The organism is Aeribacillus sp. FSL K6-3256, from assembly GCF_037965805.1.
Lineage (GTDB): Bacteria > Bacillota > Bacilli > Bacillales > Aeribacillaceae > Aeribacillus > Aeribacillus composti.
The window spans coordinates 37,501-58,930 of the sequence record NZ_CP150188.1; the positions used below are offsets into that span (position 1 = coordinate 37,501).

27 protein-coding genes (1 of these 27 cut by a window edge) are annotated in these 21,430 nt (G+C 38.5%); 26 read left to right on the forward strand and 1 reads right to left on the reverse strand.

The features are described 5' to 3' along the window. The 9 genes from NSQ84_RS00165 to rsmI form a co-directional block, all read left to right on the forward strand. Nucleotides 1–214, forward strand: the end of a protein-coding gene (locus tag NSQ84_RS00165; protein WP_339212151.1) for an aminotransferase class I/II-fold pyridoxal phosphate-dependent enzyme. It extends 1,226 nt beyond the left edge of the window; 214 of the gene's 1,440 nt are visible here — the last part of the coding sequence; its start codon lies off the left edge, out of view; it ends in the stop codon at nucleotides 212–214. 5 nt (nucleotides 215–219) lie between these two features. Then, a complete protein-coding gene (gene tmk, locus NSQ84_RS00170) occupies nucleotides 220–855 on the forward strand; it encodes a dTMP kinase (protein ID WP_063387600.1) in 636 nt (211 codons plus the stop codon). 109 nt (nucleotides 856–964) lie between these two features. Then, nucleotides 965–1,294: a cyclic-di-AMP receptor gene (locus NSQ84_RS00175; RefSeq protein WP_339212152.1), complete on the forward strand. Its 330-nt coding sequence runs from the start codon at nucleotides 965–967 to the stop codon at nucleotides 1,292–1,294. Nucleotides 1,295–1,306: 12 nt separating this feature from the next. Further along, complete coding sequence (locus NSQ84_RS00180; RefSeq protein ID WP_327848307.1) at nucleotides 1,307–1,747, forward strand: YaaR family protein; 441 nt, start codon at nucleotides 1,307–1,309, stop codon at nucleotides 1,745–1,747. Between the two features lie 16 nt (nucleotides 1,748–1,763). After that, nucleotides 1,764–2,756, forward strand: a complete 993-nt coding sequence (gene holB, locus NSQ84_RS00185; RefSeq protein WP_063387597.1) for a DNA polymerase III subunit delta' — start codon at nucleotides 1,764–1,766, stop codon at nucleotides 2,754–2,756. A 2-nt stretch (nucleotides 2,757–2,758) separates the two neighbouring features. Beyond that, nucleotides 2,759–3,586 (forward strand): stage 0 sporulation family protein, encoded by an 828-nt coding sequence (locus NSQ84_RS00190; RefSeq protein WP_063387596.1) that lies wholly within the window; start codon nucleotides 2,759–2,761, stop codon nucleotides 3,584–3,586. A 13-nt stretch (nucleotides 3,587–3,599) separates the two neighbouring features. Then, on the forward strand, nucleotides 3,600–3,965 hold the full coding sequence (yabA, locus tag NSQ84_RS00195; RefSeq protein ID WP_063387595.1) for a DNA replication initiation control protein YabA: 366 nt from the start codon (nucleotides 3,600–3,602) through the stop codon (nucleotides 3,963–3,965). Between the two features lie 72 nt (nucleotides 3,966–4,037). Next, nucleotides 4,038–4,775, forward strand: coding sequence for a tRNA1(Val) (adenine(37)-N6)-methyltransferase (locus tag NSQ84_RS00200; protein ID WP_066247199.1), 738 nt, complete (start codon nucleotides 4,038–4,040; stop codon nucleotides 4,773–4,775). 48 nt (nucleotides 4,776–4,823) lie between these two features. After that, a complete protein-coding gene (gene rsmI, locus NSQ84_RS00205; RefSeq protein ID WP_094244832.1) occupies nucleotides 4,824–5,699 on the forward strand; it encodes a 16S rRNA (cytidine(1402)-2'-O)-methyltransferase in 876 nt (291 codons plus the stop codon). A 31-nt stretch (nucleotides 5,700–5,730) separates the two neighbouring features. On the opposite strand, the gene NSQ84_RS00210 is transcribed toward rsmI, so the two are convergent. Next, entirely contained in the window at nucleotides 5,731–6,015 is a 285-nt protein-coding gene (locus tag NSQ84_RS00210; RefSeq protein WP_063387592.1) for an AbrB/MazE/SpoVT family DNA-binding domain-containing protein, read from the reverse strand. Nucleotides 6,016–6,330: 315 nt separating this feature from the next. On the opposite strand from NSQ84_RS00210, the gene metG reads away from it, so the two are divergent. The 17 genes from metG to NSQ84_RS00295 all read left to right on the forward strand — a co-directional run bounded on the left by metG (nucleotide 6,331) and on the right by NSQ84_RS00295 (nucleotide 21,405). After that, entirely contained in the window at nucleotides 6,331–8,274 is a 1,944-nt protein-coding gene (gene metG / locus NSQ84_RS00215; RefSeq protein ID WP_339212153.1) for a methionine--tRNA ligase, read from the forward strand. A gap of 96 nt (nucleotides 8,275–8,370) precedes the next feature. Further along, complete coding sequence (locus NSQ84_RS00220; protein ID WP_311066713.1) at nucleotides 8,371–9,138, forward strand: TatD family hydrolase; 768 nt, start codon at nucleotides 8,371–8,373, stop codon at nucleotides 9,136–9,138. 223 nt (nucleotides 9,139–9,361) lie between these two features. Further along, the gene (locus NSQ84_RS00225; RefSeq protein ID WP_339212154.1) at nucleotides 9,362–10,561 is read left to right on the forward strand and encodes a ubiquitin-like domain-containing protein; all 1,200 of its coding nucleotides are present in this window, start codon (nucleotides 9,362–9,364) and stop codon (nucleotides 10,559–10,561) included. A 129-nt stretch (nucleotides 10,562–10,690) separates the two neighbouring features. Further along, the gene (gene rnmV / locus NSQ84_RS00230; RefSeq protein ID WP_186439261.1) at nucleotides 10,691–11,299 is read left to right on the forward strand and encodes a ribonuclease M5; all 609 of its coding nucleotides are present in this window, start codon (nucleotides 10,691–10,693) and stop codon (nucleotides 11,297–11,299) included. Further along, the gene (rsmA, locus tag NSQ84_RS00235) at nucleotides 11,253–12,131 is read left to right on the forward strand and encodes a 16S rRNA (adenine(1518)-N(6)/adenine(1519)-N(6))-dimethyltransferase RsmA (RefSeq protein ID WP_327848306.1); all 879 of its coding nucleotides are present in this window, start codon (nucleotides 11,253–11,255) and stop codon (nucleotides 12,129–12,131) included. Before rnmV ends, rsmA begins: the two co-directional genes overlap by 47 nt. Before the next feature lie 75 nt (nucleotides 12,132–12,206). Next, the gene (yabG, locus tag NSQ84_RS00240) at nucleotides 12,207–13,103 is read left to right on the forward strand and encodes a sporulation peptidase YabG (protein WP_063387588.1); all 897 of its coding nucleotides are present in this window, start codon (nucleotides 12,207–12,209) and stop codon (nucleotides 13,101–13,103) included. A 191-nt stretch (nucleotides 13,104–13,294) separates the two neighbouring features. Further along, on the forward strand, nucleotides 13,295–13,561 hold the full coding sequence (locus NSQ84_RS00245) for a Veg family protein (RefSeq protein WP_063387587.1): 267 nt from the start codon (nucleotides 13,295–13,297) through the stop codon (nucleotides 13,559–13,561). Between the two features lie 136 nt (nucleotides 13,562–13,697). Continuing rightward, a complete protein-coding gene (locus NSQ84_RS00250; RefSeq protein ID WP_063387586.1) occupies nucleotides 13,698–13,886 on the forward strand; it encodes a small, acid-soluble spore protein, alpha/beta type in 189 nt (62 codons plus the stop codon). Nucleotides 13,887–14,035: 149 nt separating this feature from the next. Then, entirely contained in the window at nucleotides 14,036–14,905 is an 870-nt protein-coding gene (gene ispE, locus NSQ84_RS00255; protein WP_063387585.1) for a 4-(cytidine 5'-diphospho)-2-C-methyl-D-erythritol kinase, read from the forward strand. Between the two features lie 56 nt (nucleotides 14,906–14,961). After that, nucleotides 14,962–15,783 (forward strand): pur operon repressor, encoded by an 822-nt coding sequence (gene purR / locus NSQ84_RS00260; RefSeq protein WP_063387584.1) that lies wholly within the window; start codon nucleotides 14,962–14,964, stop codon nucleotides 15,781–15,783. A gap of 35 nt (nucleotides 15,784–15,818) precedes the next feature. Further along, nucleotides 15,819–16,193 carry a 2-iminobutanoate/2-iminopropanoate deaminase gene (ridA, locus tag NSQ84_RS00265; protein WP_063387583.1) on the forward strand — a complete coding sequence of 125 codons (375 nt, stop codon included), beginning with the start codon at nucleotides 15,819–15,821 and terminating at the stop codon, nucleotides 16,191–16,193. Nucleotides 16,194–16,345: 152 nt separating this feature from the next. Then, nucleotides 16,346–16,639: a septation regulator SpoVG gene (gene spoVG, locus NSQ84_RS00270; protein ID WP_063387582.1), complete on the forward strand. Its 294-nt coding sequence runs from the start codon at nucleotides 16,346–16,348 to the stop codon at nucleotides 16,637–16,639. A 663-nt stretch (nucleotides 16,640–17,302) separates the two neighbouring features. Continuing rightward, nucleotides 17,303–18,682: a bifunctional UDP-N-acetylglucosamine diphosphorylase/glucosamine-1-phosphate N-acetyltransferase GlmU gene (gene glmU / locus NSQ84_RS00275; protein WP_066247215.1), complete on the forward strand. Its 1,380-nt coding sequence runs from the start codon at nucleotides 17,303–17,305 to the stop codon at nucleotides 18,680–18,682. Between the two features lie 19 nt (nucleotides 18,683–18,701). Beyond that, nucleotides 18,702–19,658 carry a ribose-phosphate diphosphokinase gene (locus tag NSQ84_RS00280; RefSeq protein ID WP_063387580.1) on the forward strand — a complete coding sequence of 319 codons (957 nt, stop codon included), beginning with the start codon at nucleotides 18,702–18,704 and terminating at the stop codon, nucleotides 19,656–19,658. A 190-nt stretch (nucleotides 19,659–19,848) separates the two neighbouring features. Then, nucleotides 19,849–20,463, forward strand: a complete 615-nt coding sequence (locus tag NSQ84_RS00285) for a 50S ribosomal protein L25/general stress protein Ctc (RefSeq protein WP_339212155.1) — start codon at nucleotides 19,849–19,851, stop codon at nucleotides 20,461–20,463. A gap of 80 nt (nucleotides 20,464–20,543) precedes the next feature. Then, complete coding sequence (pth, locus tag NSQ84_RS00290) at nucleotides 20,544–21,101, forward strand: aminoacyl-tRNA hydrolase (RefSeq protein ID WP_063387578.1); 558 nt, start codon at nucleotides 20,544–20,546, stop codon at nucleotides 21,099–21,101. A 76-nt stretch (nucleotides 21,102–21,177) separates the two neighbouring features. Next, on the forward strand, nucleotides 21,178–21,405 hold the full coding sequence (locus NSQ84_RS00295) for an anti-sigma-F factor Fin family protein (protein ID WP_063387577.1): 228 nt from the start codon (nucleotides 21,178–21,180) through the stop codon (nucleotides 21,403–21,405). Nucleotides 21,406–21,430: the final 25 nt, after the last annotated feature.

Sequence of the window (21,430 nt, forward strand, 5' to 3'; positions counted from 1 at the left end):
TACAAAAACATTTGTATCATTAGAAGAAGCGATAGGAGAGATCTCTGCTGAAATGATTATTCCTTATCCGCCGGGAATACCGTTTTTGATGAGGGGAGAAAAAATTACAAAAAATCAAATTGAAGCGTTGAAAAGGTTAATGAAGCTGCGTGCTAATTTTCAAGGAGGAAAGAAATTAGCAGAAGGCCTTATTTCTATTTTCAAGAAAAGGTGATCTTAATGAAAGGAATTTTTATTACGTTTGAAGGACCTGAAGGAGCGGGGAAAACGACAATTATTAAAAAGCTTGAAAAAAAGTTAGAAAAAGAAGGAAAAGACGTTGTCGTGACGCGCGAGCCAGGCGGTATTGTCATCAGCGAGAAAATTCGGGAAATTATTCTTCATAAAGAACATACAGAGATGGATGCAAGGACCGAGGCGCTTCTTTATGCTGCCGCGAGAAGACAGCATTTAGTCGAAAAAGTAATTCCCGCTCTTCATAAAGGAAAAATTGTACTTTGCGATCGATTCGTTGACAGTTCTTTAGCCTATCAAGGGTATGCAAGAGGTCTCGGGATTCAAGAGGTGCTTGAAATAAATCAATTTGCAATAACCGGCATGATGCCCAATCTTACGCTGTTTTTTGATATTTTGCCGGAAAAAGGATTAGCAAGAATAACTAGCAATCAAAATCGAGAAATCAATCGACTTGACTTGGAAAAATTGGATTTCCATCAAAAGGTTTATGAAGGATACAAGAAAATCATTGAAATGTTTCCGAATAGAATAAAAGTGATCAATGCAGATCAGCCTTTAGAAAAAGTTTTTTTTGAAGCGGAGAGTGCATTGGACTTATTTTGGAAGGAAACATTGTAGTCATATCGTTCTCAAGCTTGATATAATGAAGAAAAATTGATATTCGCTGCAAAATGTCCTGGCAAGATGTCCTGCTTTTCCGTTTTTATTAATAAGGAGGCTTTTCCGTATGAAATTGATTATGGCTGTTGTCCAGGATCAAGATAGCAACCGCTTATTAAAAGCCCTGACGGAACATAACTTTCGTGTGACAAAGCTTGCAAGCACCGGGGGATTTTTAAAGTCCGGCAACACTACTTTTATTATTGGAACAGAAGACATTCGTGTGCAAAAAGCGCTCGATATCATTAAAGCGAACTGCCAATCTCGCCAACAGCTTGTTGCTCCAGTTTCACCGATAGGCGGGAATACCGACTCTTACGTTCCCTATCCGCTTGAAATTGAGGTTGGCGGTGCAACTGTTTTTGTCCTTCCAGTTGAACAATTTCATCAATTTTAAAGGTGAGAGCAAATGAAAGTAAATGAAGATTTAAGAACAATACTGCCTAAACAAACAATTGAACAGAACGGAACACAAAACAGATCTAAAATATTTTCTCAAATGGTTGAAAAGCATGAATCCAAGCTCCATGAAGAACAATGGAAACAGCTTTTAAATGAACTGGAGGAAGCCGGAGAACGTCTAAGTAAATCGAGAAATATGTATGATTTGTCTAAGTTTAAAAGATTAGTAAAGCGGCTTATTCGTGAAACGATTGAATTCGGAATGGGTGTCAAAGAATCAAAGAGCTGGGATTTTTATGGGAACAGACGGAATTTAAAAATCGTTTCCCAAATTGACCAAAAGCTGGTGGAATTGACCGAAGAAATTTTAAATAAAGAAAAAGATGCCGTAAACATTTTAGGGAAAATAGGGGAAATAAAAGGGCTGATCGTGAATTTATATACGTAAGTGAGTGGTACAATAAATGAAAACATGGGAAGAACTCGAAAAACTTCAGCCAAAAGTATTGAAAATAATACAAAATTCTTTTAAGAAAAATAGATTGGCCCACGCCTATTTATTTCAAGGGAAAAAGGGCACAGGAAAAAAGGATGCTGCTTTTTTAACTGCAAAAAGTTATTTTTGCGAGCATTTGGAGAAAAATTATAAACCGTGCGGACAATGTTCAAACTGCAAGAGAGTTGAGAGCGGAAATCATCCTGATCTTCACTTTATAGAGCCTGATGGCTTATCAATCAAAAAAGAACAAATAGAAGCATTGCAGAAGGAATTTGCAAAAACGGGCGTTGAATCGAACCGGAAGCTTTATATCATATCTGGATGCGACCAGATGACTGTCAATGCGGCCAACAGTTTATTGAAATTTTTGGAGGAACCGACGGAAGGAACAATGGCAATATTAATAACAAATCAAGTTCATCGAGTGTTGCCGACAATTCTTTCTAGATGCCAAATATTAACCTTCCAACCCATTCCCCCAAAAATGATTCAGCAGGAACTTGAGAAAAAAGGAACTCCAAGTCATATAGCTGCCCTCGTCAGTCAAGTTACCAATAATATTGAAGAAGCATTTTCACTTAGCCGTGATGATTGGTTTGCGGAAGCAAGAACCAAAGTGATAAAATTATATGAAGTATTGGACTCCCGTCCCGACCATGCATTGCTTTTTATTCATAATCATTGGGTGCCTTTTTTTGCAGATAAAGAGCAAATGGAAATGGGACTGGATTTTCTCCTATTTTTATATAAAGATTTATTATCAATTCAAATCGGAAATGAAGATGACGTTGTTTATTTAGATATATTGCCAATGTTAAAACAGCAAGGGCTAAAGCTTGGCCAACGAACTGTTTTACACCAAATCGTCTCCATTTTGAATGCAAAAAAACGGTTAAATTTCAATGTTAATCCGCAGCTTCTTATGGAAGATTTGGTTTTAACATTGCAGGAGGGATAAGCTTGTATGATGTTGTAGGAGTTCGCTTTAAAAAGGCGGGAAAAATTTATTATTTTGATCCAAATGGTTTTGATATACAGCTTGATGATTATGTCATTGTTGAAACAATCAGAGGGATTGAATATGGAAAAGTAGTAGTCAGCAAAAAACAAGTGGAAGAGCATGATATTGTGCTTCCATTAAAGAAAGTCATTCGGAAAGCTGATGAAAAGGATCGGATGATTGTCCAGGAAAACAACAGGGCAGCAAAAGAAGCGATGGATATTTGTTTAAAAAAAGTAGAAGAACACGGTTTAGAGATGAAGCTTGTCGATGTAGAGTATACATTTGACCGCAACAAAGTCATTTTTTACTTTACTGCTGACGGGCGTATTGATTTTCGCGAGCTTGTAAAAGATTTGGCCTCTATTTTTAAAACGAGAATTGAACTTCGACAAATCGGGGTGCGAGACGAAGCGAAAATGCTTGGCGGAATCGGCCCCTGTGGAAGAATGCTATGCTGCTCCACATTTTTAGGGGATTTTGAGCCTGTTTCGATTAAGATGGCGAAAGATCAAAATTTGTCTTTGAATCCTACAAAGATTTCGGGGTTATGCGGAAGATTAATGTGCTGTTTAAAATATGAGAATGATGAATATGAAACAGCAAAAGAGCAACTTCCGGATATTGGAGATACTATAGAAACTCCGAATGGAACAGGAAAGGTTGTCGGACTAAATATTTTAGAACGTGTGCTGCAAGTCGAACTGATCAATCGCGATCGCGTCGTTGAATACACATGGGAAGAATTAATACAAGACGATGCTGTTTCTATGGAGTTCACAGATTAGAGGTGGAAAACCAGTGAACAAAAAAGAAATTTTTGATGCTGTGACATTGCTGGAGGAACAAATTGGTTATTTGTACCGCCAATTAGGAGAATTAAAGCAGCATATAGGAGAATTAATTGAAGAAAACCAACATTTAAAATTGGAAAACGACCACTTGCGCAAACGAATGTCTTCTTTTGATCAAATGAATTTGAAACAAGAAGAATTGAAAAGCGCTAAGAAGAAGGAAAAAAAGCTTGGACATATAGATATTGGCGAAGGGTATGATAACCTGGCAAGACTTTATCAGGAAGGATTTCATATTTGTAATCTGCATTATGGCAGTGTAAGGAAAGATGGAGATTGCCTGTTCTGCCTCTCATTTTTAAATAAAAAGTAAGTGCAGCTTCCTTTTCAGGAGGCTTTTCTTATGACTAGGACGAGTAAGTAATCTCAAGAAAGGGAAATTTACATGGTATATTTGCACGATGATGAAAGGCTGGATTATTTGTTAGCGGAAGATTTGCGCATCATTCAAAGTCCTTCAGTTTTTGCATTTTCTCTCGATGCAGTTCTTCTCGCAAAATTTGTGTATGTCCCGATCCAAAAAGGGAATTTGATTGACCTTTGTACAGGAAACGGGGTGATTCCACTTTTATTAAGCACAAGAACAAAAGGAACGATCACAGGAGTGGAAATACAGAAGCGGCTGTTTGATATGGCTGTCAGATCTGTCCAATATAATCACCTTGAACATCAAATAAAGATCATTCACGGCGACATTTTGGACATGCCGAAACAGCTTGGGTATGGGAAGTTCGATGTTGTAACATGCAATCCCCCTTATTTCAAAACGCCGGGACAAGAAGAGTTAAATAAAAACGAATATTTTGCGATTGCAAGGCATGAAATATTATGCACTCTTGAAGATGCTATACGTGTAAGCAGCCAATTGGTAAGGCCGGGGGGAAAAGTTGCCTTTGTCCATCGTCCAGGACGATTTTTAGAAATGATCGAACTCATGAAAAAATATCGAGTGGAACCGAAAAGAATTCGCTTTGTATATCCAAAGCTTGGAAAGGAAGCAAATACTTTATTAGTAGAAGGAATAAAAGATGGGAATCCTGATTTAAAAATTCTACCCCCATTGATCGTTTACGATGATCAAAACAATTATACGGATGAAGTTCAAAAAATATTGTACGGGTAAATAAAATGTGACCAAAGCGGAATGTATACATTATGGTGGTGAATAGGGATGTGGCAGCAAAAAAGCTATGCGGAAGATGTAGAGAAGGGCGCACTATATTTAGTGCCGACGCCGATCGGAAATTTAGAAGATATGACGTTCCGTTCAATCCGTGTGTTAAAAGAGTGTGACGTCATTGCAGCGGAGGACACGAGACAAACGAAAAAATTATGTCATTATTATCATATTGATACAAACATCATCAGCTATCATGAACATAATAAAAATTCGAGTGGAAGACAGATCATGAAAATGATTGAAGAAGGGAAAAAAGTTGCACTTGTCAGCGATGCCGGCATGCCAACCATTTCTGATCCAGGAAGTGAGCTTGTTCAGCTAGTTTTAGACCATCGTTATCCGGTTATACCGCTTCCGGGGGCTAATGCTGCATTAACGGCATTGATCGCTTCAGGAATTGCGCCTCAGCCTTTTTATTTTTTTGGATTTTTACATCACAAGAAAAAAGAAAAGAAAAAACAATTGGAGCAATTAAAAAATAAGAAAGAAACCATTATCCTTTATGAATCTCCTCATCGACTCGTTGAAACGTTAAAGGATATTCATGAATTTTTTGGCAATAGGAAAATAGCTGTTGCTCGAGAGTTAACAAAAATGTATGAGGAGTTTGTGAGGGGGACAGTTGATGAACTATTAGATTGGGCGGAAAATCATGAAATCAAAGGGGAGTTTTGTTTAATCATTGAAGGCAGTCAAGAAAATACTCCCGATGATAACAAAGAAACATGGTGGAGTAAATGGACGATTAAAGAACATGTTGAACATTATATAGAAAAAGGCTATCCATCAAAAGAAGCGATCAAATTGGCCGCATTGGATCGAAATTTGCCAAAACGGGAAGTGTATCAGGAGTATCATTTGAAATAAAAGTCCCTGAATAGTAGGGACTTTTAACTTTTTATTTAGAAGATTCCAAAATGGTTTGGATTTCTTTTAAAATTTGCTCTGCACCTTCGCGGCTAAGAACAATTTTTCCTCCTGCAAGCTGGAAGTTATCATCAGAAACTTCTCCAGTTACTTGACAAGTCATGCTAGGCTTATATTTTTTCAAAATGATGCGGTCGTCATCCACATAAATTTCTAAAGCATCTTTTTCAGCAATTCCTAATGTTCTGCGCAATTCAATCGGAATAACTACGCGTCCCAACTCATCAACTTTACGAACAATTCCAGTAGATTTCATAAAATTTGTCTCCTCCCATTTGTAAAATAAAGATTTATCACCTATATACTCCCTTTTTCGTCATTATTCGACATTTGCGATTGTCAATTAATAGAATAACAGTTTTTCCAATAAACGTCAATCCTTTTGATTCGAAATACTGTTCAATTTAAATAACTGTTCAAATCTTATAAGATGATGAAAGATTATGTATATTTTCTTGATAAAACAGGCTATGATGGTATCATAGAATATGTAATCAATGCTTGGTTTTGTCGCTCTCGTCCAACTGACGAGAGCTTTTCTGTAATGTAGTGGCAAAGGAGGATTAATATTGTGGAAAACAGAAAAAAAACATTTTATTTAACGACGCCCATTTACTATCCGAGCGATAAATTACATATCGGTCATGCGTATACAACGGTAGCCGGCGATGCCATGTCAAGATATAAACGCCTTCGCGGTTACGATGTCATGTATTTAACGGGAACTGACGAGCATGGGCAAAAAATCCAGCGAAAAGCGGAAGAAAAAGGAGTATCTCCTAAAAAGTATGTTGATGATATTGTTTCAGGGATTAAAGAATTATGGAAAAAATTAGATATTTCCTATGATGATTTTATAAGAACGACTGAAGAGCGACATAAGAAGGTAGTAGAAAAAATTTTCGACCGTCTAGTAAAGCAGGGAGATATTTATTTAGATGAGTATGAAGGATGGTACTGTACGCCTTGTGAATCGTTTTTTACAGAAAGACAGCTAGTGGACGGAAATTGCCCTGATTGCGGCCGCCCTGTTGAGAAGGTAAAAGAAGAGTCTTATTTCTTTAAAATGAGCAAATATGTCGACAGGCTTCTGCAATTTTATGAAGAAAATCCAGAGTTTATTCAGCCGGAATCAAGAAAAAACGAAATGATCAATAACTTTATAAAGCCTGGGCTGGAAGATTTGGCGGTATCCCGGACGACTTTTGACTGGGGCATTAAAGTTCCTGGTAATCCAAAACATGTTATTTATGTTTGGATTGACGCATTGACAAACTATATTACGGCGCTCGGCTACGGAACCGAGAATGAAGAAAAATTTAAAAAATATTGGCCTGCAGATGTTCATTTAGTAGGGAAAGAGATTGTCCGCTTTCACACGATATACTGGCCGATTATGCTCATGGCGCTTGATCTGCCTCTTCCTAAAAAAGTGTTTGGACATGGATGGCTGTTAATGAAGGACGGAAAAATGTCTAAATCAAAAGGAAATGTTGTGGATCCAGTTACATTGATTGACCGTTATGGGCTTGATGCTTTGCGCTATTATTTGCTGCGTGAAGTTCCGTTTGGAGCGGACGGAGTATTTACTCCTGAAGGCTTTGTGGAGCGCATTAACTATGATTTAGCTAATGACTTAGGAAACTTACTAAACCGAACGGTGGCCATGATCGATAAATATTTTGACGGCATTGTAAAAAAAGAACAAGCGGATGAAACCCCTTACGATGAGGCTCTTCGCTCATTCAGAACCGAAACAGTTAAAAAGTACGAAGAAGCCATGGATAAAATGGAGTTTTCCGTTGCGCTGACAGCCCTATGGCAATTTATTGGCCGGACAAATAAATACATTGATGAGACGGAGCCTTGGGTACTGGCAAAAGACGAGTCAAAAAGAAATCAGCTTGCATCCGTCATGTATCATTTGGCTGAGTCGCTTCGACATATAGCCGTTTTATTAAAACCATTTTTAACAAAAACACCGGATAAAATTTTTGCGCAAATAGGTGTAGAGGACGATCATTTGAAAAATTGGGAATCCATTCATAAGTTTGGACAGCTGGAAGAGGTTCGGGTGCAAAAAGGAGAGCCGCTGTTTCCGCGTTTAGATATCGAACAGGAAGTGAACTATATAAAAGAGCAGATGAAAGGAGCGGCACCTGAGGCTAAAAAAGAAACAGCAGATGATGAGAATGAAATTACAATTGATGATTTTATGAAAGTGGATTTACGCGTGGCGGAGGTTATTCAAGCGGAGAGAGTAGAAAAAGCAGACAAGCTGTTAAAACTTCAGTTGGATTTAGGATCTGAAAAACGCCAAGTTGTTTCTGGAATTGCTAAATATTATCAGCCTGAACAATTAATCGGCAAAAAAGTTATTTGTGCAATAAATTTAAAACCGGTAAAATTGCGTGGAGAATTGTCGCAAGGAATGATTTTGGCAGGGGAAGAAAACGGAACCTTGTCGCTTGCTACCGTCGATTCAGATTTACCGAATGGAACGAAAATCAAATAAATTTGTCGAAGAATGTTTTTTTGGGGTGTTTCACGTGGAACACCTCTTTCCCTTTTATCGAAAAAGGGAAAAAATGATTGGAAAGGATGTCAAAATATGCTGTTTGATACTCATGCACATTTAAATGCGGTGCAATTTGAGGAGGATTTAAACGAAGTAATTGACCGGGCACTTCAAGAAAAAGTGGAAACTATCGTTGTTGTCGGCTTTGACCGCGAAACAATTCCAAAGGCTATAGAGCTTTCTGAAAGGTATGACTTTATATATGCAGCTGTCGGCTGGCATCCGGTTGATGCCATTGATATGACGGATCACGATTTAGATTGGTTAAGAGAGCTTTCCAGCCATCCGAAAGTTGTCGCACTAGGTGAAATGGGCCTGGATTATCATTGGGATAAATCGCCTAAGGATGTGCAAAAAGAAGTGTTTCGCAAGCAAATTGCATTAGCAAAGGAAGTACAGCTGCCGATCATTATTCATAACAGAGAAGCAACTGCAGACATTGTTCAAATATTAAAAGAGGAAAATGCGAAGGAAGTAGGCGGAGTCATGCATTGCTTTTCCGGAAGCTTAGAGGTTGCCATGCAATGTATGGACATGAATTTCTATATTTCGTTCGGCGGTCCTGTTACATTTAAAAATGCAAAAAAACCAAAAGAAGTAGCTGCGGAAATTCCATTGGACCGATTATTAATTGAAACCGATTGTCCTTATTTAACCCCTCATCCATTCCGTGGCAAACGGAATGAACCAAGCTATGTCAAATATATCGCAGAAAAAATTGCAGAGCTGAAAGGACTCACCTTTGAAGAAATAGCAAAAATTACAACCAGAAATGGAAAAAAATTATTCGGCATTTCATGATAAAGATTTCTGTCGAAGCTTGTACAAGCTTGTCTGAAAAAAGAATGATTCAAAAAAGTTCTACACGTCTTCTTTTCCTCATAGGATAAACGTGTCGAGAAGTCTTTCTTCACTTTTTGTTCAAACTTCAAGATAATAGTTACAAAAAACGAGAAAAGTGCAGGAGGGTTGACAGGTTTAAAAATACTCTATATAATCTCACGGAGGAGAAGGAGGCGTTTTCGTGATTGAAAACATGAAAAATATGGTATCCAACCTTTCCAAGAGAAAAAAGTATGTCCTTTCTGCAGTCGGTGTATGTTTAATTGGCACAGGAGCAACGTATGGGGGCTATGAAGGAACAAAAGATACTGTTAGAGTCACTATTGATGGGAAAACAGAGGAAGTAAGGACCCATGCAGACCAAGTCAGTGATCTTTTGAAAGAATTAGATATAAAATTACAAGCTAATGATTATATTTCTCATGCGAAACATCGGGACATTCAAGATAACATGAATATAGTGATAAAATATGCCAAACCTGTCCAGCTGATTGTAGACAATGAGCGAAGGAAGATTTTCACAACTGCTGATACGGTAGAAGATGTTTTAAGGCAGCAAAAAATTTCCATTACCGAAAAAGATGAAGTTCTACCAGCATTAGATGCAAAAATTGAAAAAAACATGGAACTAAAGTTGAATAAAGCGCATCTTATCACTTTAAATATTGGTGGGAAAAACCAACAGATTTGGTCTACTTCGACTACTGTCGCTGACTTTTTAAAGGAACATAACGTAAAATTGAATCCAATGGATAAAGTAAAGCCTGGGCTAACAACAGTGTTAAATAAAAACACAAATGTAGAAATTACCAGAGTAGAAAAAGTCACCGATGTAGTGGAAGAACCAATTGTATTTAAAATCGTTCAACGTACAGATAAAAATTTAGCTGAAGGAACGAAAAAAGTGATTCAAGAAGGCGAAAAAGGAACACGCCAAAAACAGTTTGAAGTCATTTTGGAAAATGGAAAAGAAATTTCCCGTAAGCTTATAAAAACTGTAACAACGAAGGAAAGCAAAGATAAAATTGTTGTTGTCGGGACAAAAGCTTCTTCGCAGCCTGCACTAGCTTCAAGAGGAACTGGCAGCAAGTCTAAAGAATTTTATGTGACGGCTACTGCATATACAGCATCCTGCAATGGCTGTTCAGGCACAACAGCAACGGGGTACAATTTGCGCTCAAATCCAAATGCAAAGGTAATCGCAGTTGATCCGTCTGTCATTCCGCTCGGATCAAAGGTGTATGTTGAAGGATACGGATATGCAGTTGCCGCCGATACTGGTTCAGCAATTTCCGGAAATAAAATTGACGTATTTTTCCCAAATAAGTCTCAAGCATATCAATGGGGTCGAAAAAAGGTCAAAATAAGGGTTTTACGTTAATTTTATCGAGTGCTGTTTTGACAGAGGGTTTCGACCCTCTGTTTTTTTACGTTATAATTGGAAATCAGTAGCCTTTTATACAATTTGACGACAAATATTACAAAAAGGTTTCAAGTTTTGGAGGAAAAAATGAAAAAAAAAATAAAAGAAATTATTATCGTTGAAGGTAAAGATGATACGCTGGCAATAAAAAGAGCAGTGGATGCCGATACGATTGAAACGAACGGCTCTGCCATTAATCAATCGATTATTGAACAAATACGCCTTGCCCAAAACACGCGGGGAGTTATTATTTTTACGGATCCTGACGCTCCGGGAGAAAAAATTCGCAAAACAATAGCTGAACATGTTCCTGGATGCAAACATGCCTTTTTGCCACGCAATGAGGCCAGAGCAAAAAACGGGAGAGGAATTGGCGTTGAGCATGCCAGCGCAGAATCTATTCGGAAAGCGCTGCGTTCGGTGAGAGAGGAAATGAACGAATGGAAAAGCAGCATTTCCATGTTAGATTTGATTTTTTATGGTTTAATTGGCGGTCCAACGGCAAAAAAGCGGAGGGAAAAGCTTGGAGAGCGGCTAAAAATCGGCTATGCTAACGGAAAACAGCTAATGAAACGCTTGGCAATGTTTCATATAACGAAAGAAGCGTTTTTGGAGGCAATTGAGGCGATCTTAAAGGAGGAAGAGGCAGATGGAAAAAGAAATAGCAACGTTAAGCCGAACGAAACAAATTCTTGAAAAATACAGCTTTTCTTTTAAAAAAAGCTTAGGGCAAAACTTTATTGTGGAACCGAACATATTGCATCGAATGATTGAGCGTGCAGGTGTAACAGAAGAAACAGGAGTCATCGAAATAGGTCCAGGGATCGGCGCATTAACAGAACAATTAGCAAAAAATGCTAAGAAAGTTGTTGCCTTTGAAGTCGATGGCAGACTGCTTCCGATTCTTGAAGAAAATTTAGCTCCATATTCAAATATCGAAATCATTTATCAAGATGTATTAAAGACAAATCTCCACGAAATCATTGAAAAAAAATTGAACAATTGCCGTGAAGTCATGGTAGTCGCCAATTTGCCATACTATATCACCACGCCGATCATTATGAAGCTTTTGGAAAACCGTTTGCCACTAAAAGCGATCGTCGTCATGCTTCAAAAAGAGGTGGCAGAACGAATGACAGCCAAACCGTCAACAAAAGATTACGGCTCATTATCCATTGCCGTCCAATATTACACTGAAGCGAAAACGGTTATGTCGGTGCCGAAGACAGTATTCATCCCTCAGCCAAACGTGGATTCGTCTGTCATTCGCCTCGATTTGCGTCCAGAACCGCTTATTCATGTCAAAAATGAAGCATTTTTCTTTCAAGTAGTAAAAGCAAGTTTTGCTCAAAGAAGAAAAACGTTATTGAACAATTTACTCAACAACTTACCCAATGGGAAGGCGAATAAAAACATAATTGAAGAATGTTTGACATCAGCAGGAATCGATGGAAAGCGCAGGGGGGAATCATTGACCATTGAAGAATTTGCTTTATTGAGCGACAGACTTTACGAAATATTTAAATAGGGTAAATCACCATTTTGAAAAGCAAGACATACGTTAAAGAAGAAAAGAAAACTATTCCCGTTCGGAGTGAACATTATGCTAATAAAGCCGGGGATGATAGTGGCCAGAAAGTCTTATCAGTGCGATTTACTTTTTCGGATCTTAGAAATAAAAAAGGATCATACTGGCCGTCTGATTGCCCTTATTTCAGGACAGGACGTCCGTTTAATTGCTGATGCCCCGTATGACGACTTAGTCATCATGAATAAAGAAGAACAAAAAATACGTGAAAAACAAGAAAGGGAAAAAATAGAAAATACGCTTTATCTCCTGAAGCAAGATTATGATCTATCTCGTGAAAAACAAGAATTTTACGCTTCGTCCGAATTTGAATATCAAAATGAATGTTTTCATATTCCAGGCAGAGTATTACATGTAGATGGCGACCCCAATTATTTGGAAAAATGCTTAAATTTATACGAAAAAATTGGTGTTCCTGTTCACGGCATACATTTAAAAGAAAACGAAATGGCTGATCATATTGATGAGCTTTTAGAAAAATATCGGCCGGATATACTAGTCATTACTGGACATGATTCTTATTCGAAGCATAAAGGGACAATATTGGATTTGAATGCTTACCGACACTCGAAGGATTTTATTAAAACGGTCAGGAAGGCACGGAAAAAAATTCCCGGGCTTGATCAGCTGATTATTTTTGCCGGTGCATGCCAATCTCATTTTGAGTCATTAATAAGAGCTGGGGCCAATTTTGCAAGTTCACCGTCAAGAGTGAACATTCATGCTTTAGATCCTGTGTATATTGTTTCTAAAATCAGCTTTACTCCTTTTGTAGAACGTATTAATGTTTGGGATGTACTTCGAAACACCTTGTCGCGGGAAAAAGGATTAGGAGGCATTGAAACAAAGGGCGTCATGCGGTCAGGTTTACCATTTAACCGATATATTGAGGAAGCAGGTCAAAACGAATAAACGTTTGGACTGCTTTTTTTTTTTTGGATAAATCCATATAATTTTTGCAAAAACGGGAAAACTATGACAAGTATTAGAGAAATTTGTTGAAAAGAAAACGTTGACACAGATGTTTAAAGGCTGTTATAATAAAAAATTTATTTGACTTATTAGTCGATTCTGTGTATAATGAACTTTGTGAGGTGGTTCCAATGGCAAAAACGTTATCCGATATTAAACAAGCTCTCGATTCTAATCTAGGCCGTCGATTAACATTAAAAGCGAATGGCGGACGTAGAAAAACAATTGAACGTTCAGGCGTTTTAGCCGAGACGTATCCATCGGTTTTTGTGATTGAACTTGACCAGGAAGAAAATGCTTTTGAACGCGTTTCATACAGCTATGCAGATGTGTTAACGGAAACAGTCCAAATTACTTTTATAGATGAAAACAACAATGTTGCAATGGGCGGGCAGTAAACGAAATTTGTTTGCTGCTTTTATTTTTTTCTCTGGCATTTTTTTAAAAGCATAAATCAAGCTTTTCGCTTGAAACTAACAGTAAGCGGATAAAATCCGCGGGAATGTCTGTTTTTATTTAAGGGGGAGTCAAAGAATGGCTAGACGCCGAGGCATTATGTCAGAAAGCTTTAAGTATGAATTGGCTAAGGAATTGGGCTTTTATGAAACGGTCAAAAATGAAGGATGGGGAGCCATTCGGGCTCGTGATGCCGGAAACATGGTAAAACGGGCGATCGAGATTGCAGAAGAGCAATTGGCTAAGCAAAACGGCAAAACTTTTTAAAAGCAGACATTCGGGTGGCCGGCTCATAGTTTGGGCCGGCATTTTTTTATGTTTTCAATGGACGGATTTTGTCGAATTATGCTATTATATCCCTATTTATGGTACAATGTGAATACATTTTGTCAGAACGAAAAAGTAGGTGAATGTATTTGCGAGTATTGGAAAAAGCTCCGGCAAAAATTAATTTATCTTTAGATGTTTTACATAAAAGATCTGACGGATACCATGAAGTGAATATGGTCATGACGACCATAGATCTAGCTGATCGAATCGAGCTGAAGCTTCTTGATGAAAATAAAATACGTATCATATCGCATAATCGATTTGTGCCAGATGATGATCGGAATTTAGCTTACCAAGCGGCACAGCTTTTAAAGGACCGTTTCGGGATTCAAAAGGGTGTGGCAATCACGATTTCAAAGTGCATCCCTGTTGCTGCGGGCCTTGCAGGAGGGAGCAGTGATGCAGCAGCAACGTTAAGGGGATTAAATAAACTATGGAATTTGGATCTTTCCCTTGATGATCTTGCGAAACTTGGAGCAGAAATTGGTTCAGATGTTTCTTTTTGTGTTTACGGAGGCACAGCTGTGGCGACCGGAAGAGGCGAAAAAATTGAGCTGATTGATCCTCCTCCGCATTGCTGGGTCGTATTGGCGAAGCCTGATATCGGTGTGTCCACTGCTGAAATTTACCGACATTTGAAGATAAATGACATTGAGCATCCTGATGTTAGTGGAATGGTCAAAGCGATAAAGGATCAAAATTATCAAGAAATCTGTGCGAAGCTTGGAAATGTCCTTGAGTCGGTCACAATGAAGATGTATCCGGAAGTTGCTTTGATTAAAGAACAAATGAAACGTTTTGGAGCTGATGCTGTTTTAATGAGCGGAAGCGGACCGACAGTATATGGACTTGTTCAACACGAGTCGAGGCTTCATCGTGTTTATAACGGCTTGAGGGGATTTTGCGATCAAGTGTATGCAGTCAGAATGCTTGGGGATCGGATAGCCCTTGATTAAATGCGAATATTAAGTTATATTTACTTTAAAAACATTCGGGATTTGGAGGTTCGTCTATGAAATTTAGACGCAGTGGGAGACTTGTCGATATGACACACTATTTGCTTCATCATCCACATGCGCTCATCCCATTAACTTTTTTCTCTGAACGGTACGAATCAGCTAAATCCTCCATTAGCGAGGATTTAGTGATCATAAAGCAAACCTTTGAGCAACAAGGGATCGGAACTTTAATCACAACCCCAGGCGCAGCTGGCGGTGTCAAATTTATTCCGAAGGTGACGAGGGACGAAGCAAATGGAATTATTCAAAGACTGTGCGAGAAAGTCTCAGACCCCAGCCGGCTTTTACCTGGAGGTTATTTATATTTAACAGATTTACTGGGAAATCCAAAAATGATGAATCAAATCGGGCGTTTATTTGCTTCGGTTTTTGCGAATCGTACAATTGATGTCGTCATGACTGTAGCTACGAAAGGGATCCCAATTGCTTATGCAGTTGCCAGCTATTTGGATGTTCCCTTTGTCATCGTTCGCCGTGACAATAAAGTGACAGAAGGGCCGATGGTAAGCATTAATTATGTTTCAGGCTCTTCGAAAAGAATCCAAACTATGACGCTTGCAAAGAGGAGCTTAAAAGAAGGATCGAATGTGTTAATTGTTGACGACTTTATGAAGGCCGGAGGAACGATCAACGGCATGATCAGCATGCTGTCTGAATTTGGCGCAAATGTTTCAGGAATTGGGGTTCTTGTGGAATCAGAAAGCGTGGATGAACGGCTTGTAAATGAATATATTTCCATTTTAAAACTTTCCGATATGAATGAAAAGGAACGATCCATACAAGTTAGTAAAGGAAATTATTTCGATTTCCTCTAGCATAAAAATAATGAATCGTAAGGGAGTGTTTCAAAATGAAAGTCGTTTCAACAAAAAAGGCTCCGGCTGCAATCGGACCATACTCTCAAGGAATTATTGTGAATAACATGTTTTATAGCTCTGGACAAATTCCTTTAACCCCTGAAGGAAACTTGGTACAAGGAGATATTAAAGAACAGACTCACCAAGTTTTCGCAAATTTAAAGGGTGTATTGGAAGAAGCAGGCGCTTCGTTGGAAACTGTTGTCAAAGTAACCGCATTTTTAAAAGATATGAACGATTTCGCTGCTTTTAATGAAGTATATGGGGAATATTTTCAAACGCATAAGCCTGCTCGGTCATGTGTGGAAGTTGCAAGACTTCCGAAAGATGTCCTCGTTGAAATTGAAGTGATTGCTTTAGTTAAATAAAAGGTTGATTGTTCAGGATCCGTTTTGCGAATCGGATCCTTTTTTATTTTTCCCAAAAATTTTTTGTGTGAAAAGAAGGAAAATTTAAAAATCCGTTGAATTGTTGAATTATGGTTACTAAAGTTTTTGCGAAGAAAAAGGTGGTGAACAGGATGGAAGTGACAGATGTAAGATTGCGCCGCGTCAATACAGAAGGTCGGATGAGAGCGATTGCGTCCATAACATTGGATAATGAATTTGTCGTCCACGATATACGTGTAATTGACGGAAATAACGGCCTTTTTGTAGCAATGCCTAGTAAACGTACACCGGATGGAGAGTTTCGAGACATTGCACATCCTATTAATTCAAATACTCGCGGTAAAATTCAAGACGCTGTTCTAGCTGAATATCACCGTTTAGGTGAGACGGAAGATTTTGAATATGAAGAAGCAGGGGCTTCATAAAAATATGATGTAAAAGAAGGGGCTTAAAGCATTCAGCTTAAGACCCTTTCTTTTTTAAAGGATCTGTTCACTAATACGATTTAGTAAACGTTTGCAAAAGAATAGATGGCCTCCTTTGTTTTTCTTACATACTCAATTGTTATGCAGCTATTGATCATCAAGTCTGATGGTTGTATAGGAAATGGTATTTGTTTCAAAAATTAATGTTCATACATCGGCATTTGAAAAAACGAAGAAATGCAGAGCTGTAAATCGTAAATCAACTTCGTTGAACAACAATGCATCCAAGTATAACCTTCTACGTTCAGCCACCGTCAGAAAATCTGGTTCATCGAAAGGAAGCAATCGAATGAATCAAAAAAACTTTAGGCAATGTTGTTCTGCTGAAATGAATTTTTTTTTGTGTTAAGGCCTCCAATCAGGCGTTCTTTTCCTTCTTGTTTTTTCGTCAAAGTATCAAAACCGGCCTTTAGAGAAGAGGGAAGAAGCATAAAATTTAGGGCTTCCTCGTAGATTTTTAATAAAATTCCTATCCTATTTCTGTACCTTTTTCGAGAAAAATAGAGTGAAACGGAAATTTACGGAATCACACAAGATTTCTTGAAATAGAACATTATTTAAGATAAGATTTTTATGGATAAAAAGGGTATTGGAGGCCTATAAATGGAGAAATGTTTTGCAGTCATCTTAGCAGCCGGGCAAGGAACAAGAATGAAATCAAAGCTCTATAAAGTGCTGCATCCTGTTTGCGGTAAACCTATGGTACAGCATGTGATAGACAATGTTTCCAAGCTTCAAGTTGACGAAATCATTACCGTCGTCGGTCATGGTGCGGAAAAAGTAAAATCAGAGCTCGGCGAACAGACATTGTATGTTTTGCAGGAGCAGCAGCTTGGAACTGCTCACGCTGTTTTGCAGGCGGCTCAATATCTTGAGGGGAAAGAAGGAACGACAATTGTTGTTTGTGGCGATACGCCGCTGATCACCAGCGAGACGTTTGAAAAATTGTTAAAGCATCATCTGGAAACGAAAGCAAAAGCCACCATTCTGACAGCAGAAGCGGATGATCCGACTGGATATGGACGAGTGATCCGCAATGAAGAAGGGCTGGTTGAAAAAATAGTTGAGCATAAAGATGCTACAGAAAGTGAACGTCTTGTGACAGAAATTAATACGGGAACTTATTGCTTTGATAACGCTTCCTTATTTGAAGCTTTAAAGCATGTCAATAATGACAATGCGCAAGGCGAATATTATTTGCCGGATGTAATTGAGATTTTGAAGGAAAAAGGCGAAATCATTTCAGCGTTTCAAACAGATTCTTTTGAAGAAACGTTAGGGGTAAACGACCGCATAGCGCTTTCGCAAGCGGAGCTTATTATGAAAAGGCGAATCAATCAAAAGCATATGAAAAACGGAGTTACAATTGTCGATCCTGATAATACATATATATCAGCAGATGCAGAGATCGGACAAGATACTGTCATTTATCCGGGTACAGTCATTATCGGTAAAACGGTCATCGGAGAGGAATGTGAAATCGGTCCCAACTCCGAAATTAAAGATTGCCAAATTGGCCATAATACGAACATCCGTCATTCTGTTGTTCATGACAGTCAGATCGGAAATCAGGTTAACATCGGTCCGTTCGCACACATTCGCCCAGCCTCCGTTATTGACGATGGAGTAAAAATTGGGAATTTTGTCGAAGTCAAAAAATCTAAAATTGGAAAAGAATCGAAAGCATCCCATTTAAGCTATATTGGAGATGCAGAAGTTGGGAATGGGGTGAATCTTGGCTGCGGTTCGATAACAGTTAACTATGACGGGAAAAATAAATATTTAACGAAAATCGAAGACGGAGCCTTTATTGGATGTAATTCAAACCTTATTGCGCCGGTTACGATTGGCGAAGGAGCATATGTAGCAGCCGGATCAACTATTACAGATGACGTCCCTGGCAGCGCATTATCGATCGCAAGGGCTCGTCAAGTGAATAAAGAGAGATACGTCATCGAAAAAATGAATGGTAAAAAATCGTAATTTGGAGGGTCCCTTTACAATGACAAAAAATCGTTATAAAGACGAAAATTTAAAAATCTTTTCTTTAAACTCAAACGCAGCCCTTGCCAGGGAGATCGCGGATATAGTAGGAGTCGATTTGGGAAAAAGTTCGGTTACGAGATTTAGTGACGGGGAGATTCAAATTAATATTGAAGAAAGCATTCGCGGCTGCGATGTATACGTGATCCAATCGACAAGTGATCCAGTCAATGAGCATTTAATGGAATTGCTCATTATGATTGATGCGCTTAAACGTGCATCTGCCAAAACCATTAATATTGTTATGCCATACTATGGTTATGCGCGGCAGGATCGGAAAGCACGTGCAAGAGAACCTATTACTGCTAAGCTTGTTGCGAATTTATTGGAAACTGCAGGCGCGACAAGGATGATTACTCTTGATTTGCATGCTCCGCAAATCCAAGGTTTCTTTGACATTCCTATCGATCACTTAATGGGAGTGCCGATTTTAGCAGATTATTTCTTGGAAAAACGCTTTGATGATATTGTCATTGTTTCTCCTGATCATGGCGGTGTGACGAGAACACGAAAAATGGCAGATCGGCTGAAGGCGCCAATTGCCATAATCGATAAGCGCCGTCCTAAGCCAAATATGGTTGAAGTTATGAACATTGTTGGGAATGTCGAAGGCAAAACAGCCATTTTAATTGATGATATCATCGATACAGCAGGAACGATTACGCTTGCGGCAAATGCTCTAGTAGAGCATGGGGCAAGGGAAGTTTATGCCTGCTGTACACATCCGGTGTTGTCTGGACCTGCGATAGAACGAATTCAAAACTCGAAGATTAAAGAGTTAGTCGTAACGAATTCAATCGCTTTGCCGGAAGAGAAAAAAATTGAAAAGCTGATTCAGCTTTCTGTCGCTCCATTGCTAAGTGAAGCGATCATCCGTGTTCATGAAAAACAATCGGTCAGCGTGCTTTTTGACTAATATTTTGTCTTTGACTTTTAAACGATTTTAGCAGATTATAATATTATAGGGATCTTCCTTGCGAGTTGTGAGTTGATTATTTCTTTCATTAGCATGTTTAGACTTTGTGATGATGGGAAACCAATAGTAGTAAGAAGGCTTTTTTCGAATTGAGTTGTTAGAAAAAAAGTCTGAAAGAAAGGGGATTACCATGACAGCAGTCATACATGCAAAAGAAAGAAAATCATTTACCAATTCGTCAAGAAGAAAAGCTAGAAAGCAAGGACAAATTCCTGCCGTAATTTACGGAAAAAAACAAGAGAACAAAGCGATTTTAGTGAGCGAATCGGAATTGTTAAAAATTTTGCGCGAACAAGGGCGCAATGCGATGTTGAACATTCAGCTTGACGGCGAAAACCATCAAGCCCTCCTGTACGAACTGCAGCATGACCCAATGAAAAACACGATTATACATGCGGATTTTTATGTTGTCGATATGGATGATGAAGTAGATATCGAAGTACCAATTGTCTTAATTGGAGAAGCAAAAGGAGTAAGAGAGGGCGGTGTGCTGCAGCAGACAACACATGAGGTGGAAGTGAGAGCGAAACCTGCTCATATTCCTTCGGCGATTGAAGTCGATGTAACAAACTTAGAAATAGATGATACAATCCATGTACAAGATATTCAAACAGATGGACAGTTTAAAATTTTAGATGAGCCTGAAAGGGTTGTGGCAACCATCCTGCCGCCGGAAAATGAAGACTTGGATACGGCTGATGAGCAAAAAAGTGAAGAGAAGGAAGACGGAGCTGTAGAAGAATAAATTAGGCGTAACCTATTTTGGTTACGTCTTTTATGCTATTAATTGTCATCTCACTATCATAAAAAATTGGGGGACATTTCATGAAAGTAATAGCAGGGCTTGGCAATCCTGGAAAAAAATATGAACAAACTAGACATAACGTTGGGTTTATGGTAATTGATGAATTATCAAAGCGTTTAAACATATCTTTAAATGAAAGCAAATTTAACGGGATATACGGTATCGGTCATTTTTCAAATGAAAAGATATTATTGATAAAACCGCTTACATTTATGAATTTATCGGGTGAATGCATTCGTCCTTTACTGAATTATTACAATGTCCCAACTGAACAGTTGGTTGTAATATATGACGATTTAGATTTGCCTGTAGGCAAGATTCGCCTTAGAATGAAAGGGAGTGCTGGTGGTCACAACGGAATGAAATCTATCATTCAGCATTTAGGTTCGGAAGATTTTAAACGGATTCGAATTGGGATTGGCCGTCCGAAACACGCGATGGATATCGTCGACTATGTATTAGGAAAATTTACAGAAGAAGAAATGCACCATATTCAACATTCCGTTGATCGATCGGCTAGTGCATGTGAAAAATGGATACACACGCCATTCTTAGAAGTCATGAACGAATACAATTAACAAACGTATAAAAATGGCTCCTGCCGTTCATAATAATCATAAAACCTTTCATTCCACAAGTGCAGGAGGTTGGAGGATGCCGCTTCATTATTATTGCCGCCATTGCGGCGTCAAAATTGGTAGCATTGAAAAATCTGTTTTTAGCGTCGATTTAGGATTTCATCATTTAACGAACGAAGAGCGGAAAGAAATGATCGAGTATCTTCCAAACGGTGATATTCATGTCAAAAGTATTTGTGAAGATTGTCAGGAGGCGCTAGAGCGAAATCCCGATTTTCATCAATATGAAAATTTTATACAGTAAAAGCTTTGGAAACTTGATTTCAAAA